Genomic DNA, 17102 nt, shown 5'->3' with positions numbered 1-17102 from the left:
GTTCGTTCGTCCGGCTGGCGCCTGCTACTGCTCGGCGGCGGCGTCGGTCCGGTCGTCAGCGGTCATCGGGGCCTCGACGGCGAGGAGATCTTCGAGCCGGCGAACCTGCTCGGTGGCCATCGTGCTCATCAGTCGGTGGATCGTCATGCCGGTGAGACGCAGCAGTCGGCCGGGTATGACGGGAATCCGGAATGTGACCTGAGTCACTACTTCTCGTCGAGTCCGTCCGGCCGGAGCGGGACGAGTTCACGGGCCTGCTCGTACGGCGTACCGGACAGCTCGAGCAGGTCGACGATGGTGGACCGGAGCTGGCCGAGCACCACGGCCGCGGACAGTCCGCCCGGCAAGGGCAGCACCGACGTACGCCGGCCGAGCTCACCTAGTACGCGTTGCGCGGCCACGTCGGCGGCCGGTTCGAAGAGCGATTCGCCGATCAGCCGCGTACCGTCGGCGAGGCGCTCGAACAGCATCGGGTACTCGGCCGGCATCGCCTCGTCACGCCAGACCGAGACGGCACAGCGGCGTACGAGGACGCGGATGTTCCGGATCGCGCGATCCAGCGGTACGACCAGGTCCGCGATCTCCTGCACCCGGCCGCGGTGCCTGCGCCGGAACGGGGACAGCCGGACCACGGCAACGCCCTCGGCGGCGGCGCTGCGCAGGTCGTCCAGGCGCGACTCGCTGGCCCTGGCCCGGCGGAGGGCGTCCGTGATCGCCTCCTCGTCCCGGGCGCGAAGTCCGTCGGCGGTCTCGATCAGGATCTCGGCCAGCTCGTTCAGTACGCCGGTTGCTTGTTGTCTCGGGCGCCTGATCGCCGCCGCCGGGGCGATGGTGGCGGCGGCGAGCGCGACCAGGCCGCCGAGGACAGCATCCAGCCAGCGGCTGAACCCGCTGGCCGGATTCGGCAGCAGGGTGGTGACGATCGCGGCCTGGACACCGGCCTGGGTGGTCATCAGGTTGCCGGCGCCGAGCAGCACCGCGACGCTCATCGCGAGGGCGATCACGAACACGATCTGCGGGATGCCGGTACCGAAAATGCTGACGAACAAGTCGCCGACGCCGACTCCGACCGCGACGCCGACCATCACCTCCGCGACCCGGCGGAGCCGCTGACCGAAGCTGAAGCCGAGGCAGACCATCGCGGCGACCGGGGCGAAGAACGGTTGTTTGTGACCAAGCGCATACCGGGCCAGCGCCCACGCCAGGCCGGCGGCGAGCGCGCACTGGGCGATGAAGAACGACCGGTCCCGCCAGCGGTCCACCCGTTTCCGGATCGAGGCACGCGACCGCCGGGCGGCCTGCGGGGCGATGTCGTCCCGCAGTTCCCGCAACTGGTCCAACGTCAGCCTGACCGGATCCACGGCCCCATTCTGCGTCGTGCTTGATTCCACGGCTCGCGACGCGCCAAGGTGGCACCATGAGCGACGACAACCGTGAGGACTACGGCAGCTACTCGGTCGACGACGAGGACCAGCTGCAGCCCGGCGACACCCTCGACGACCGGGGCGTCGACGATTTGCTCGACGAGGGCTACTCGCCGCCGGAGAAGTGGTCCGCCGGTGAAGGTTTCGGCACCACCGCCGACGAGGCGCTGCAGGGCGAGTCGCTGGACCAGCGGATCGCTCAGGAGAACCCGGACGTCGACCCGTACGCGGAGGACGGGGAAGCTGTCGGCGGCCCGGAGGTCGGCACCGAACGCTCCGGCCGCCTGGTGGCGCCCGACGAGGGTTCGCACAGTGACCAGGACAGCGAGCTCTACGCCGAGGACGTCGGCATCGACGGCGCCGCGGCCGGTGCCGAGGAAGCGGCCGTGCATGTCGTGGACGACGAAGACAACTTCGAGCTGACCGACGACGACGAGGAGAACCTCCCGGGCTACCGCGACGTGGACCTCGGCGATGTGACCGACCTGGAGGACTAGGTCGCGTCTGGTGATTCAGACACGACCTAACCCCTTGGCCGTCGGGTGACGGTTATCTCGGCTCCGCGCCGGGGGACCAGAGTGACGTTCTTCGCCTGAGCGGGCTCTGGGGCCGGGCGCGGGGCCTGGAAGTCGTACGCGGCGAGGGCCGCGCGGAGGATTTCGGTGCCCTCCATCAGCGAGAAGCCGGCGCCGATGCAGCGGCGGGCGCCACCGCCGAAGGGAATCCAGGTCCCCGGGGCCGGCGGATCGTCGGACAGGAAGCGTTGCGGGCGGAAGTCCCGCGGGGCCGGGAAGTGCTCGGCGTCGCGATGGACCAGGCCGATCGCGGCCATGATCGTCGTGCCGCGGGGGAGGCGGTACCCGGCCAGATCGGTGGTTTCGGTGAGGCGCCGGCCGACCTGGTACACCACCGGGTGCAGCCGCAGCGCCTCCTTGACGATCGCTTCCAGCTCGTCGTCCGCTCCGGCATCCGCAGCCCGCTGACCGAAGGCGAGGTCGTCCGGCCGTCGCGCCAGCTCGTGGAACGCCCACGCCATCGCGGTCGCGGTCGTCTCGTGCCCGGCGAGTAGCAGCGTCACCAGCTGGTCCCGCAGTTCCTCGTCCGACCAGTTGCCGGCGGCAAGCAGTCGGGACAGTACGTCCGTCCGGCCCTCGAACGTCTCGCGGCGCTTGGCGATCTCGTCGTACAGGATCTCGTCCACCTTCAGCTGCGTGTCCAGGTACGTCTTCCACGGCCGTACCCGGAGCAGCGCCGGGTAGAACCCGCCGAGCATGATCACCGGCGAGACGGACACGATCTTGTCGAGCAGCGGCCGCAGTGTGTTCAGCCGGTCGGTGTCGGTGACGCCGAAGATCACCTGCAGGATGATCTCGAGGGTGAGGTTCCGCACCCGCTGATGCACCTTGAACGGTTCCCCGGCCGGCCATTTCGCCACCTCGGTCTGGGCAAGCTCGTGCACCATCGCGGCGTACCCGCGCAGTGCCGCCCCGGAGAACGCGGGCATCAGCTGCTTGCGCATCCGGACGTGATCCTCGTCGTCGAGCAGCAGCAGCGAATGCGAGCCCATGATCGGCTCCAGCACGGTGTTCCCCTCGCCGGCGTGCATCACCGCGGGCGGGCTGCCGAACACCTCGCGGATGTGATCCGGCCGGCTGAGCACGACACACACCCGGCTGGACGGCACCAGCCGGATCGTGAACACGTCGCCGTACTTCGCGAGCATCCGCGGGAAGAACGTCCGCCGGTGACTGGCGAACAAGAACGTCTGGGCGAGCGTCGGCAGCTTGGGGCCGGGCGGCAGCGTACGCGCCGTCTGCCGATCGAGCGTCCGGGAACCGAGCAGCGGTGTCGGAGCCATGCTTTCACGCTACGTCAGCCGGATGAACGCTTGCACAACGAACGGGGACCCCTCACCAAGCAGCAGCTTGTCGAGGGGCCCCCGTCCGGTACGTCAGGACCGCTTGAAACGCAGCGTCAGGATCTGGAACGGGCGGAGCTCGAAGGAGACCCCGTTGCCGTTCAGCTCCCGGTCCGCCAGGTCGCGCTCTAGCAGGTCGACCTCGCTGACCGAAGCGGCGGCGAACGACGGCGTGACCGTCGCCCGGGCCCGGCCACCGGCGGACTCGTAGAGCCGGACGATCACGTCGCCGGACTCGTCGTCGGCCAGCTTGACCGCCTCGACGATCACGTTGCCGTTGTCAACGGCAACGATCGGCTCGACGCCGCCGGCACCGGTGACGACCCGCTCCGGCAGGTTGATCCGGTAGCCCTCCTCGATCGCCTCCGGGATCCCCGCGCCGACCACCAGCGCGTGGTTCACGGTGTGTACGCCCTGGTCGGTCAACGGGTCGGGGAACCGCGGCGCGCGGATCAGCGACGTCCGGATGGTGGTCGTGGTGCCGCCGTCCGCCCGCGCGGTCCGGTTGATGTCGTGGCCGTACGTCGAGTCGTTGACGACCGCGACGCCGTACCCGGCCTCGCCGACGTGGACCCAGCGGTGCGCCGCGATCTCGAACTTGGCCGCGTCCCACGAGGTGTTCTGGTGCGTCGGCCGGAAGATGTGCCCGAACTGCGTCTCGGACGCCGACCGGTCCGCGTGCACGTCGACCGGGTACGCGGCCTTGAGGAACTTCTCCGACTCGTGCCAGTCCATCTCGGTCTCGATGTCGACCCGCTTGGCGCCCGGGCGGACCCGCAGCGTCTGTGTCACCGTCGACCGGTTGAACGACCGCTTCACCACCACGGTCGCGACGCCGTCGACGACACTGAAGTCCAGGCTGTCGAGCTCGGTCACGTCCCGGACGTTGTTCTTGTAGAACGAGTCGACGTCCCAGGCGTCCCAGTGGTTCGGGGTGTCGACGTGCAGCTGCAGCAGGTTGCCCGTCGTACCCGGCGCGATCACCTCGCGGTCGGCCTCGACGTCGTACAGCGAGGTGATCAGGCCACGCTCGTCGATGGTGACCCGGATCCGGCCGTTGTCGACCACGCCGTTCTCGACCGTGACCGACTGGCCCTCGCCGGCCGCGACACCGGCGCCCAGACCGGCCACCCCACCGCGGGCGTGCGGTGCGGCGTTGAAGACGATCTGCGCGTCACCGGAGCCGGCCAGCGCCTGCTGGGCCTTGGCGATGATCGCGTTCAGCTCCTCGGCGACCCGCGCGTACGTGGCCTCGGCCTCGCGGTGCACCCAGGAGATCGACGAACCCGGCAGGATGTCGTGGAACTGGTGCAGCAGCGCCACCTTCCACAGCCGGTCCAGGTCCGCGTACGGGTACGTGTCCAGCTTGCCCGCGACCACAGCCGCGGTGCTCCAGAGCTCGGCCTCGCGGAGCAGGTGCTCCGTACGCCGGTTGCCCTGCTTGGTCTTCGCCTGCGAGGTGTACGTGGCCCGGTGGATCTCCAGGTACAGCTCACCGGACCAGACCGGCGCGTGCTCGGAGTACTCCTCCTCGGCGGCGCTGAAGAACTCCGTCGGCGACTCGATCGTCACCTTCGGCGAGGACTCCAGGTCCTTCACCCGGCGCGCGGTCGCGACGAACTCACGGGTTGGGCCGCCACCACCGTCGCCGTACCCGAACGGAACCAGCGAGCGGGTCGCGGCACCGTTCTCGGCGAAGTTGCGCTGCGCGTGCGCGAGTTCGCGGCCGGACAGGTCGGAGTTGTACGTGTCGATCGGCGGGAAGTGCGTGAACACCCGGGTCCCGTCCAGGCCCTCCCACCAGAAGGTGTGGTGCGGGAACCGGTTCTCCTTGTTCCAGGAGATCTTCTGGGTCAGGAACCACTTCGAGCCGGACAGCTTCACCAGCTGCGGCAGCGCGGCGGTGTAGCCGAACGAGTCCGGCAGCCACACCTCCTGGGTGTCGATCCCGTACTCGTCCAGGAAGAACTTCTTGCCGTGCACGAACTGCCGGGCCAGCGCCTCGCTACCGGGCAGGTTCGTGTCCGACTCCACCCACATGCCGCCCACCGGGACGATGGTGCCTTCGGCAACGGCCTTCTTCAGCCGCTCCCACACCTCCGGGTAGTTGTCCTTCACCCACGCGTGCTGCTGCGCCTGCGAGAACGCGAAGACCAGCTCCGGGTACTCCTCGGCCAGGGTCGCGACGTTGGACACCGTCCGCGCCACCTTGCGGCGGGTCTCGCGGAGCGGCCACAACCAGGCGGAGTCGATGTGCGCGTGCCCGACCGCGGACAGCTGGTGCGCGCTCGCGTGCGCCGGCCGGCTGAGCACGTCGGTCAGCTGGGCGCGGGCGTCCGCGGCCGTACCGGCGACGTCCTCGTAGTCCAGCGCGTCCAGCGCCCGGCTCAGCGCGCGCAGGATCTCCCGGCGGCGCGGCTCCTGCGCGGACAGCTCATGCTGCAGGCTGTCCAGTGCCTCGAGGTCCAGGATCAGGTCCCACACCTCGGCGTTGAAGACGGCCAGGTCGGCGCGGGTCAGCTGGTAGATCGGGGTGTCACCGAGCTTGGCCCCGATGTCGACCTTCGCGTACGCGTTGTCGAGCGGGATCTCCGGGTTGGCGGCGCCCTCGACGTAGAACTCGATCCGGTCACCCGGCGCGGCCGGCGTACCGTCCGGGCCGAGGATCGACAGCGGCGCGTACGTCTGCCGCGGGTGCAGGCCCTTCAACGGCCGGCCGGAGGTGGTGTGCACCAGGCCCTCCGCGGAGAACCCGGGGCCGCCGCTGAAACCGAGGTCGATGACCGCCTCGATCTCGCGGCCGGCCCACTCGGCCGGCACCTGGCCGCTGAACTTGAACCAGGCAGTGCCCCAGGCGGGGCCCCACGGCAGGCCGATCTGGGCCGGCTCGTAGGTCTGGGCGAGCGCCTCGGCGGGGGCCACCGGCTCACCGGGTGCGTGCCACACCTCGATGTCCAGCGGGACCGCCGCGCCGTAGATCGCGGGGCGGAGCCGCTCCCGCAGGGCGCGCTTGAGCCGCTCCTCGATGAGTTGACGGTCGTCGTGCACGAAATCAGCCTCCGGGGAAGGTCCTCACCGCGACCGCCATGTTTTCGGCCGCAGGGATGACAACGCTGTCACACCGACCCCTGGTGCGTCCAGACGCAGTTTTCCGGGACACCTGTGGGTAGCGGTTGGGTTGCGGGCCGCTGACCCGGCTACCCCACGGCCCGGTTGTTGTCTAGGTTGTCTGCATGGATCGCCCCCGCCTGCTGACCCCTGACCGGCAACCCGGGCTGACCCGGCGCAGCATGTTCGGCCTCGGCGCCGCCGCGGCGTCGGCACTGCTGCTGCCCGGCTGCTCGCGCGGCCGTGCCGACGAGCCCGCGCCGTCCGAGGCGGCGACGTTCGTGACCGGCAACAAGGGCGGGGTGTACTTCGAGTTCGGCGCGGCGCTCAGCACGCTGGTCAGCGAAGTGACCGGCATGGAGCTGAAGCCGGTCCCCAGCAACGGCTCGGTGCAGAACCTGGTCGACGTCGCCACCGGCAAGGCCGAGCTGGGGTTCTGTACGTCGGACTCGGCGCTGGCGGCGTACGAGGGCAGCGGTCACTTCAGCAGCACCGGCCGGCTGAAGTTCTACGCGCTGGCCCGGGTGTACGACAACTACGTGCACGTCGTCGTACCGATGGCGTCCAAGGCGAAAAGCCTGCAGGACCTGAACCCGGACCCGAGCACCCCGGCCCGGAAGATGACGGTCAGCGTCGGGCCGAAGAAGTCCGGAACGCAGATCATCGCGGACATGATCCTGGACACGGCCGGCGTCGACGTGACCCGGGTGAACCTGACCCTTGAGCAGTCGGTCGCCGCCCTGCAGAACAAGGCGGACGGTACGTCCAAGTCCGGCATCGACGCGTTCATCTGGAGTGGTGGCGTACCCACCGCGCCGATCGCCGAGCTGCAGAAGTCCACCGGCTTCCGGCTGCTGGACATCGGCACGGTGGCAGAGAAGATCGCACTGGAGAAGTTCGGTGGCTTCGTGGTGTCGTCGATCCCACCGTCGCAGTACGGCCTGGCCAGCTCGGTGCCTACGCTCGCCGTACCGAACTATCTGATCGCCAAGCCGAACCTGTCGGACTCCTGGGCCTGGTGGACGGTCAACACCCTCTTCCGCCGCCAGAACGACCTGATCCCCAAACACCCCGAGGCCGGCGCCCTGGACCCCCGCTCCGCCATCGCCACCATGCCCGTCCCCCTGCACCCCGCCGCCGAGCGCTGGTACCGCCAAAACCACATCTGAGCCGGCCACATCTGAGCCGGCTTATCCACTCGTGTTGTGGGTTCTCCACCGGTATGAGGGTGGATAACCCACAACAACGGTGGAGAAGGCTCAGGCGTCGTAGTCGTCGATCAGGGGGACGCGGACCTCGATGACGAGGCCGCCGCCGATGGGTGGGCGGGCGACTACGCGGCCGCCGACGCGGGCTGCTTCGGAACGGACGATCGCCAGGCCAAGGCCGGTGCCGGGCATCTCCCGGTGGTGCGCGCTGCGCCAAAAGCGTTCGCCGACCTTCTTCAGGTCGCGCGATCCGAGACCAAGTCCATGGTCGCGAACCGACAGCACCACTTCCGTACCGTCCCGGGTGACCGAGACCTCGACCGGCGGCGCGCCGTACTTGGAGGCGTTGTCGAGCAGCACGTCGAGGATGTCGTCGACCTCGAGCTCGGGCGCTACGCCACCCGGAACCATCTCGCCGATGATCAGCTCCAGGTCATCGGCGGAGTACACGGCCTTCCAGCCGACCAGGCGCTCCTTGACTGCCTGAGCCAGGTCCAGCGGCTCTTCGTTGCCATCGGCATCGGCCGACGGACGGTCCGAACCGGCCAACCGGGACAGCCGCTGCACGATCCGGCCGAGCCGGTCGATGTCGCTCAGAGCGAACCGGGCAGTCGGCGACAGCCGGGACAGCCCCTCGATGTGGATGCGTGCGGACGTCAGGGGCGTACGCAGCTGGTGTGACGCGTCCGCGACGAACTCCCGCTCGCGCTGCCGGGCCTGATGCAGGCTTAGCGCCATCGAGTTGAAGCTGTCGCCGAGCCGCCGAAGCTCCGGTGCGCGCCCGTCGGTCGAGACTCTGGTGTCCAGGGCGCCCCGGGTGATCTGGTGAGTGGCGTTGTCCAGGTCCTGCAGCGGCCGCAGCACCCAGCGGGTGATCGGCCGGACGATACCGACGATGATCGCGCCGATGCTGATCAACAGGCCGCCCAGGAGCAGCAGCAGCCCGCTCTGCACCTGGTCGCGAGCCTTGTCGGTCGGCACTCGCAGTACGGCCGCACCGAGCACGCTGCCGTTGTTGACGACCGGACGGGACACGACCATCTCACCGGTCCGCCACGGCCACAGCGCTGGCGGCTCGGGTGGCAGGCGGCCCGCCAGCGAGCTGTGCAGTACTGCCGCGATGTCGTCTTCCTTCACGTTCACACCGGACTCGGATGTCGCGATGACCCGTGAATCGACGTCCACGACGAAGACAGGGGTGTTGTACAGCTCGTGGTAGCGCACCGCGAGCTCGCGCAGGTTGGCGATGTCACCGGTCTGCAGTGGGGACTCCGCCATCGTGGCGAACCAGTCCGCGTCGTTGCTGCGGGACAGGAAGAGCGTGCGGGACGTACTGGTGGCGATGAAGTTCGCCAGCGGGATGACGGCGACGATGGCCAGTGCGACGACCATCGGGACGAGGGACTGCAGTAGTCGACGGCGCAACGGTCAGTCCGAACCGAGGCGGTAGCCGACACCGCGAATGGTCTGAACCAGCTCCGGACGGCCGAGTTTGGCGCGCAGGCTGGCGACGTGGACGTCCATGGTCCGCGACGACGCCTCGAACACCGACTGCCAGGCGTACAGCGCGACCTGTTCCCGGGGGACCACCCGGCCGTGGTGCGCGGCCAGCACTGCGAGCACGTCGAACTCCTTGCGGGTCAGGCTGATGGGCTTGTCCGCCACCTGAACCGTTCGGGCCTCGATGTCGACGGTCAGGTCGCCGACAGTCACCCGAGGACGGGGCTGCAAGAGACCGGTACGCCGTAGTACAGCATCGATGCGGGCCAGCAGCTCGGAAATCGCGAACGGTTTCACCACGTAGTCGTCGGCGCCGCTGCGCAGCCCACGGACCCGGTCGGCGGCCTCACCACGCGCTGTCACCGCGATCACCGGCACATCCGAGACCGTGCGGATCTGCCGGCAGACATTGATGCCGTCCCCGTCCGGGAGGCCGAGGTCGAGCAGGACCAGGTCACCGGGGTCCGCCGCCAAGGCGTCCGCCGCCGTCCGGACGTGCGTCACCATCAGGCCGTACCGCCGCAACGCGGGTATCAGCGCATTGGCGATATCGAGATCGTCCTCGACCAGCAGAATCCGCACCGCGCCACTCATGCGGTGATCGTAGGCCAGGTCACGCCCCGATGTGTCAGATCTTGGTAAAGACGTAATCACGTGACTCCACGCAGTGTTCGGCAACATTAGCCTTCCGGGCACAGGAAGGAGCCGGTCGATGACTGTCGGTGTTGACAGCGGGAGTGGCGTGACGGCGCCTTCCGCGGAAGAACTTGCCGAGTACGAGCAGGAACGCCCCGCTCGGCGGCTGCGCCCTGCCCTGAATCTGGTGATTTCGGTCTGGTGCGCAATCGTCAGTGTCGGCGTCCTCGCGCAGGTGTTCTTCCCTTTACCACAAGGCACGCAGTTCTACCTGGTGATCTTTCTCGCAGCGATCCTGCCGATCACGCTGCTGTGTTACCGCGGGTTGAAGGTGCCCGCGGTGCTCAATCCCTTCAAAGCGCGTACGCATGACGATCCCGGGCTGATCGACTGGATCCTCGCGATCGTGGCGCTCGCGGTGTGCGTGTACCCGCTGTTCGGCTTCGACGGTTATCTCGAACGCCGGCAGGAACCGACCACGCTCGATGTGGTCGCGGGCGCGGTTTTGCTGATTTTGTTGCTCGAGGCATGCCGTCGTACGACGGGCTGGGTGCTGCCGGCGTTCAGCCTGGTGTTCATCGCGTACGCCTACTACGGCGGTTACTTGCCGTACACGTGGTCGTTGGCGCATCAGGGATTCAACTTCGACGCGATCATCGCGCAGTTCACCATGGGTACGGCCGGGTTCTACGGGACGCCGTTGAACGTCGCGGCCTCGTACATCGTGCTGTTCACGATCTACGGCGCGGTGCTCGACTACTCGGGCGCGGGCAAGTTCTTCATCGATCTGTCCTTCGCCGCGTTCAAGCGCAGCCGGACGGCACCGGGGCGTACGGTCACGCTGGCCGGGTTCCTGCTCGGCAGCGTGTCGGGATCGGGTACTGCGACGGCGGTGTCGCTCGGGACGGTGTCGTGGCCGATCCTGCGCCGCGCGGGGTATCCACCGGAACCAGCGGGCGGCATGCTCGCCGCATCCGGGATCGGGGCGATCCTGTCCCCGCCGACCCTTGGCGCGGCGGCTTTCATCATTGCGGAGTTCCTGCAGGTTTCGTACCTGAAGGTCCTCGGGTTCGCGGTGATCCCGACCATCCTGTACTACCTGGGCATTCTGCTCGCGATCGAGATCGACGCCCGCAAGCACGGCACCACTTCGGCGGAGACCTCGCAGCAGTCGGCGTGGCGGTTGCTGCTGCGGTTCGGGTACCACTTCCTGTCCTTGTTCGTGATCATCGCGTTCATGGCGGTCGACATCCCGCCGTTCAAGGCAGTCGTGTACGCCGTGGTGATCCAGTTCGCGCTGTCCTTCCTGGACCGCTCGCACCGGCTGACGGGCCGGCCGTTGTTCAATGCGCTTGCCCAAGGCACCCGTTCGGTGCTGCCGGTGGCGGCGACCTGCGCGACCGCGGGCATCATCGTCGCGGTCACCACCCAGACCGGCCTCGGACTGAACCTGGCCGAAATCATCGTCGGAGCGGCGCGTGGGCTGACCGACAACCACACCGTCGTACTGATCCTGACCGTGCTGCTGTCCGCGATCGCGGTCCTGATCCTCGGACTCGCGGTACCGGTGACCGCGTCGTTCATCATCGCGGCGGTGATCATCTCGCCGGCGCTGGTACATCTCGGCGTCACGCAGCCCGAGGCGTACATGTTCATCTTCTATTACGCCGTCCTCTCGGAAGTCTCGCCGCCGACCGCGCTGGCCGCCGTCGCGACCGCGGCGATCACCGGCGGCAAGGTGATGCCGACGATGTGGCAGGCGTGGAAGTACACACTGCCGGCCTTCCTGGTGCCGTTCGCGTTCGTGCTCACGGACAACGGCTCGTACCTGCTGGGTCAGGGTTCGCTGGTCGGCATGGTGTGGACGACGCTGGTGTCGATGCTCGCCGTCGCCGCGCTCGCGGTCGTCACCGGCGGATGGGTGTTCGTGAAGGCCAGCCGGCTCGAGCGAGCGCTGTGCGTACCGGCCGCCGCGCTATTGCTTTACCTCGCGCCCGTAACCATCACGGCCGGAATCTGTTTGCTACTTGTTGCCGTCGTCCTCAACCTGGTCCGGCGGCAGCGCCAGGCCTCTTCCGTGGAAGGAACCGTTGCCTCATGAGACTCCGTCGCCTCCCCACCGCCGCGGTGGCGATCGCAGCCGTCATCGCGCTCACCGCCTGCGGCGGCCAGCGTCAGCCCGCCGGTTCCGAAGGCGCGTCCGGCGGCCGGCTGACGATCGCGACCGGCAACACGACGGGGGTCTACTACCAGCTCGGCGGAGCGCTGGCCTCGGTGATCTCGCAGAAGGTGTCCGGCTATCGCGCCACCGCCAGCGAGACCGGCGCCTCGGTCCAGAACATCCAGGGCCTGGTGGCCGGCAACTACGACCTCGCGTTCTCGCTCGGCGACTCGGCCTCGGACGCGGTCAAAGGCGAGCACAGCTTCACCTCCAAGCAAGACGTGGTCGCATTGACCCGGTTGTACAACAACTACACGCAGGTCGCCGTACGCACCTCGGCCGGAATCAACTCGATCGCCGACCTGAAGGGCAAACGCGTCTCGACCGGCTCACCGAACTCCGGCACCGAGGTGATCGCGCGCCGCCTGCTCACGGCCGCGGGACTCGACCCGGCCAAGGACGTGACCGCGCAGCGACTCGGCCTGCCGGAATCCGTGGACGCGATGAAGTCCGGCTCGATCGACGCACTCGTCTGGTCCGGCGGGCTGCCGACCGGCGGGATCACCGACCTGGTCACCAGCATGGGCAAGGGCGTCAAGCTGCTGCCACTCGCCGATCTGCTGCCGAAGCTGGAGGAGAAGTACGGTTCGATCTACGCGCAGGCGCCGATCCCTGCGGCTACGTACAAGCAGCCGGCTGACGTACAAACCATCGTCGTCCCGAACGTGCTGCTGGTCCGCAAGGACATGAAGGACGACCTGGCCGAGCAGCTCACCAAGGTCATCTACTCAAACCTGGACGCACTGGTCGCGGTGAACGCCGCCGCCAAGGGCATCACACTCGACAACGCCGACAAAACCGACCCAGTACCCCTGCACCCCGGCGCAAAGAAGGCCATCGATGGCCTCAGATAAACCGAGCTGCCCGAGGTGGCCGAGCTGCCCGAGCTGCCCGAGGTGGCCGAGGTGGCCGATATGGACCGAGGTGGCCTGATATGGACCGAGATGGCGCTGATCTGCTTGAGACGGACTGAGGTGACCGCATAGCGGCCGTACTGTACGGGCACCGGGCCACCGGAGCCGGTCCGACGGCCACCCCAAAGACCGTCCTTTTCCGCACACCAGGCGCAGCGGGAGAGGACGCCGGACCCGTCATCGCACAACAGGCGCAGCGATGCCGGGGCCAACGCCGGCCCCCACAACCAGGCGCAGTGAGAGCCGGCAGACCGGGCCCACCCCCAAGGAGGCATCCCTGAGGGCGGGCCCGGTCACCTCCCACCCCGCCCCCACGCACCCCAACCCCATCCGACCCGGCCCCACCCACCCCAGCACTGCCCTGCCGGCTCCACCTATCCCAGCACTACCGAGGCGCCTCCACCCACGCAGCGCCTCCACCCACGCAGCGCCTCCACCCGCTCGCCGGAGCCGCCTGCTCCTCCTCCTGCACAGCGCCGGGACGGGCTGACCAGCAGCGTGCCGCACGCGGGCCTGCCCAATGGCCCACCGGCTGCCGCCGACGCAGCTTCGCTCGACCCGACCCAGCACTCCACCCGACCCACCACTGCCCGGGCGGCTCCACCCGACCCAGCGCTGCCCCAGCGGGCTCAGCTTCGCCGGCACTGCTCGGCACCACGCACTGCTCGGTTGAGTCGGCTCACGCGTCACCGCTCACCGTCACCGCTCACATGTCGCTCACAGTCGCCGCTCACCCGTCCGCTCGCGGGCGGCCGGCAGCGGCCACCAGGCGGTTTGCCGTAGGTGGGTCGGTGGAGGATTGCTTGGGGCTAGTGCGGTTCTTCCTCGCGGGGCATGGGGGTGCCGTACAGGTAGTGGGAGAGTGCGGAGTCGCGCTTCGGGTGGGCGTGGTACTTGATCGGCACCACTCTCCCTTCAGCGCTGTCCCACGCGCTGTCTGCCATCCGCCAGATCCGGTGCGCGATCCGCCCGGCCCGTCCGATATGCGGCGACGACGGGTGCGCACGCGTCGGCGCGACCTCCTCCGCCTCCAGCAGATCCTCGGTCAGCGCGTTCACATGCGAGTCATCCAGCTGATCGCACAGTTGCCGGCTGCAGGACGCCTCCATCGACTCGTGCTCTGTCAGCAGCCGATCGATGTGCTGCCAAAGTTCTTCGTGATGCAGATGCAGGAACCGGCTGTCACCGTACTGCCGTCCCTTCAGGAACCGCAGCGAACGCTCAAGTTCCTTGGCATTCCCGACATACCTGACCACCAGCTCTGCCCCGTCCGGCAACTCCCGCACCCGAGGCAGCAACACATCCTCCGCCGCGGCCAGATGCTGCGCCGCGATCGCGTAGAACCAGTCCGTCTGATGCCGCCGCTCAGGATGCGCCGCCGCCGGATGATGCGCCGGCTCCGCCAACTCCCGAATCCGCGCATGCTCATAGCCCAGCGCCATCTCCAGCGTCGAAGCGGCCATAAGAACCACCTCCAGAGGTACTCCCCCCAGCGTCCCCTCATCCGCCCAACCCCGCAACCACCCCACCCCGCTCCGTAACCTCCCCACAACCCCACGCCCCCGAACTCACCCACCCCCACGCTCACGAACTCCCGCGCTCCCGCGCTCACGGACTCCCGCGCTCCCGCGCTCACGGAGTCCCGCGCTCCCGCGCTCACGGAGTCCCGCGCTTATGCGCTCACGACTCCCGCGCTCGCTCGCCACTCGCCGCCCACCCAGCACCCATCCCTGAGTCCGGGTGGGTGGGAGTTGCGTCCCGCAGAGTGGTGTACGGCGTGGTGGGCGGGGCTTCGACCTACCTAGGTCAGCGTCCGAGTGAGCATGCGTCCCGACCAACGCGGGTCAACGTCCGGCGGCTGACGGGTTGTTTCGCCGCTGGCATGTTGTAACCCGCCAGCGGTCACATATCCCGCCAGTGGTGGTAGATCCCGCGAGCAGTCACCAACCTGTACCAGTGCCCGCACCCGGCGCGAGGCTCCGCGCGGCTGGCAGGCTGTTCGCCGCTGACGTGGGTTGTTGCAGCCCGCCAGCAGTCACATATCCCGGCAGCCGTCCCACCTCCCGCCCGCCGTCCCACCTCCCGCCCGCCGTCGTACATCCGGCCCGCCGTCGTACATCCGGCCAGTGGCCGCATGTCCCTCCCGTAGCCACCAGCTTTAGGTGCCCGCGCCCGGTGTGGACTTCGTGCGGCTGGCGGGTTGTTTTGCTGGTGACAGGTTGTAGCTCGGCAGCGGTCGCACATCCCGCCGGCGGTCGGTCGTGGGGACCGGCCGCTGGTCTGTTCATCGATGGGGCGGATTGGTGCGGATGTACGCGGCTGGGCGTCGGATGCGCTGTCTGTCGGAGCTTGCTTCAGCGGGGGAGGCGGTGCCGGACTGGGTGGCGGACCGGGGACCTGCCGGACCGAAGAACGGGTGGTGGTCCGGCCAGCGACCGCTGAACGGGGGTACTGCACGCTCAGCGTGTGGCGGAGGTGACCATGACTACCCGTCCTTCGGTACTCAATGGTGTGGGCAGCTGGGTCTGCGCGGGCGGTGGAGGCGGCGGTTGGCCTCGCGCGGCGGCGGGTGTGGCGGTGGCCCCGTGCGGTGATGGTGTGGCGGGGGGTGCGTGATGGCGACTGTGGCGGTGGATGTGTGCGGCGGCGGGTGTGTCGGTGGGAGTCGCGCGGTGATGGTGTGCGGCGGTGTGTGGTGCACGGCGGGTGTGGTGTACCCCGCGGGTGGGGCGTAGCCCGGGATGTCACGTTGGGGTGAAGGTGTGCCAGGGGTTCCGGAGGACGGGTGCCGAAGAGTGGGTGGTGGGCTGGTTGGCGGTAGGTGAGGGCAGGGGCAGCACGCTCAGGGGCTGGTGGGGGTGATGAGGGCTACCTGTCGATCGGTACGCGATGGTGCAGGTGGTTGGGTTGCGCGTGCGGCGTGCGGCGTGCGGCTGTGGCGGGTGGCAGGGTGGGGCCGGGTGGAACGGGGAAGCGCCCGCTGGGTGGGCGGGCGCTTCTGGGTGGGGTGGGGCGGGTAGTTAGGCGTCGGAGCTCTTTTTCCAGAGGTTGATGCCGGCTTCTACGGCGTCGGCGTCGATGGCTTTCAGTTCTTCGGGGGTGAAGTGGAGGTTGCGGACGGTGGCGAGGTTGTCTTCCAGTTGGCGGACGCTGGAGGCGCCGATCAGGGCGCTGGTGACGCGGTCGTCGCGGAGGGTCCAGGCGAGGGCGAGTTGGGCTACCGACTGGCCGCGCTGGTTTGCGATCTCGCTGAGGGCGCGGACGTGCTTGAGCGTGTCCTCGGTGAGCGAGTCGGGGTTGAGGGACTTGCCCTGGGCCGCGCGGGAGTCGGACGGGATGCCATCCAGGTACCGGTTGGTCAGCACGCCCTGAGCCAGCGGCGAGAACGCGATCACGCCGACGCCCAGGTCGCCGACCGTGTCGAGTAGGTCCTCCTCGATCCAGCGGTTCAGCATCGAGTACGACGGCTGGTGGATCAGCAGCGGCGTACCGAGCTCCTGCAGGATGCGGGCCGCCTCCCGGGTCCGGTCCGCCGAGTACGACGAGATGCCCGCGTACAGCGCCTTGCCCGAACGGACCGCGGTGTCGAGCGCGCCCATCGTCTCCTCGAGCGGCGTGTCCGGGTCGAAGCGGTGCGAGTAGAAGATGTCGACGTAGTCGAGGCCCATCCGGCTCAAGGACTGGTCGAGCGAGGCGAGCAGGTACTTGCGGGAGCCGCCGCCCTGCCCGTACGGACCCGGCCACATGTCGTAGCCGGCCTTCGACGAGATGATCAGCTCGTCGCGGTACGGCTTGAAGTCGCGGGCGAAGTGTGTCCCGAAGTTGGTTTCGGCCGAGCCGTACGGCGGGCCGTAGTTGTTCGCCAGGTCGAAGTGCGTGACGCCGAGATCGAACGCCCGGCGCAGGATGTCGCGCTGCGTCGTGAACGGCTTGTCGTCGCCGAAGTTGTGCCACAGGCCTAGCGAGATCGCGGGCAGTTGCAGCCCGCTCCGTCCCGTCCGGCGGTAGCTCATCTGGTCGTCATACCGGCCCTCAGCCGCCACGTAGTCAGTCACGGAACCACAGTCTGCCCCATGTCCCAACATGTGCAAACCCCCTTGTTTTCCAGCAGAAACCGTGGGCGGGGTCCAGTGGTCTAAGCAACGAGTAGTTCGGCTAGTGCTTGGGCTGGGG

The 17102-nt window shown here is 68.6% G+C and carries 12 protein-coding genes; 4 read left to right on the top strand and 8 right to left on the bottom strand.

Annotated features, from left to right (window positions below; genetic code table 11):
* Positions 1 to 24 precede the first annotated feature (24 nt).
* The gene (locus ABD260_RS36145) at positions 25 to 207 is read right to left on the bottom strand and encodes a hypothetical protein (protein ID WP_344241264.1); all 183 of its coding nucleotides are present in this window, start codon (positions 205 to 207) and stop codon (positions 25 to 27) included.
* Positions 207 to 1361: an FUSC family protein gene (locus tag ABD260_RS36140; RefSeq protein ID WP_344241262.1), complete on the bottom strand. Its 1155-nt coding sequence runs from the start codon at positions 1359 to 1361 to the stop codon at positions 207 to 209. Before ABD260_RS36140 ends, ABD260_RS36145 begins: the two co-directional genes overlap by 1 nt.
* Positions 1362 to 1417: 56 nt before the next feature.
* On the opposite strand from ABD260_RS36140, the gene ABD260_RS36135 reads away from it, so the two are divergent.
* Positions 1418 to 1921, top strand: a complete 504-nt coding sequence (locus tag ABD260_RS36135; protein WP_344241260.1) for a DUF5709 domain-containing protein — start codon at positions 1418 to 1420, stop codon at positions 1919 to 1921.
* 26 nt (positions 1922 to 1947) lie between these two features.
* Here the strand turns inward: ABD260_RS36135 and ABD260_RS36130 are convergent, their stop codons facing one another.
* Positions 1948 to 3282 carry a cytochrome P450 gene (locus tag ABD260_RS36130; RefSeq protein ID WP_344241258.1) on the bottom strand — a complete coding sequence of 445 codons (1335 nt, stop codon included), beginning with the start codon at positions 3280 to 3282 and terminating at the stop codon, positions 1948 to 1950.
* A 93-nt stretch (positions 3283 to 3375) separates the two neighbouring features.
* Positions 3376 to 6390 (bottom strand): alpha-mannosidase, encoded by a 3015-nt coding sequence (locus ABD260_RS36125; protein ID WP_344241256.1) that lies wholly within the window; start codon positions 6388 to 6390, stop codon positions 3376 to 3378.
* A gap of 185 nt (positions 6391 to 6575) precedes the next feature.
* On the opposite strand from ABD260_RS36125, the gene ABD260_RS36120 reads away from it, so the two are divergent.
* Positions 6576 to 7619 carry a TAXI family TRAP transporter solute-binding subunit gene (locus ABD260_RS36120; protein WP_344241254.1) on the top strand — a complete coding sequence of 348 codons (1044 nt, stop codon included), beginning with the start codon at positions 6576 to 6578 and terminating at the stop codon, positions 7617 to 7619.
* Positions 7620 to 7709: 90 nt separating this feature from the next.
* On the opposite strand, the gene ABD260_RS36115 is transcribed toward ABD260_RS36120, so the two are convergent.
* A complete protein-coding gene (locus ABD260_RS36115; RefSeq protein ID WP_344241252.1) occupies positions 7710 to 9050 on the bottom strand; it encodes a sensor histidine kinase in 1341 nt (446 codons plus the stop codon).
* A 36-nt stretch (positions 9051 to 9086) separates the two neighbouring features.
* Complete coding sequence (locus tag ABD260_RS36110) at positions 9087 to 9752, bottom strand: response regulator transcription factor (protein WP_012918592.1); 666 nt, start codon at positions 9750 to 9752, stop codon at positions 9087 to 9089.
* A gap of 118 nt (positions 9753 to 9870) precedes the next feature.
* Here ABD260_RS36110 and ABD260_RS36105 point away from each other — a divergent pair, with 118 nt between their 5' ends.
* Positions 9871 to 11895, top strand: a complete 2025-nt coding sequence (locus ABD260_RS36105) for a TRAP transporter permease (protein WP_344241250.1) — start codon at positions 9871 to 9873, stop codon at positions 11893 to 11895.
* The gene (locus ABD260_RS36100; protein WP_344241248.1) at positions 11892 to 12869 is read left to right on the top strand and encodes a TAXI family TRAP transporter solute-binding subunit; all 978 of its coding nucleotides are present in this window, start codon (positions 11892 to 11894) and stop codon (positions 12867 to 12869) included. The genes ABD260_RS36105 and ABD260_RS36100 overlap by 4 nt, the downstream gene beginning before the upstream one ends.
* Before the next feature lie 869 nt (positions 12870 to 13738).
* On the opposite strand, the gene ABD260_RS36095 is transcribed toward ABD260_RS36100, so the two are convergent.
* Positions 13739 to 14392, bottom strand: coding sequence for a hypothetical protein (locus ABD260_RS36095; protein ID WP_344241246.1), 654 nt, complete (start codon positions 14390 to 14392; stop codon positions 13739 to 13741).
* A gap of 1557 nt (positions 14393 to 15949) precedes the next feature.
* Positions 15950 to 17014 carry an L-glyceraldehyde 3-phosphate reductase gene (gene mgrA, locus ABD260_RS36090; RefSeq protein ID WP_344241244.1) on the bottom strand — a complete coding sequence of 355 codons (1065 nt, stop codon included), beginning with the start codon at positions 17012 to 17014 and terminating at the stop codon, positions 15950 to 15952.
* Positions 17015 to 17102: the final 88 nt, after the last annotated feature.

The sequence above is a fragment of the Kribbella hippodromi genome (genome assembly GCF_039531045.1).
In the GTDB taxonomy this organism is placed as follows: Bacteria; Actinomycetota; Actinomycetes; order Propionibacteriales; family Kribbellaceae; genus Kribbella; species Kribbella hippodromi.
The sequence above is the reverse complement of the archived record's forward strand: the minus strand, read 5'-3'. Positions and strand labels throughout refer to the sequence as shown.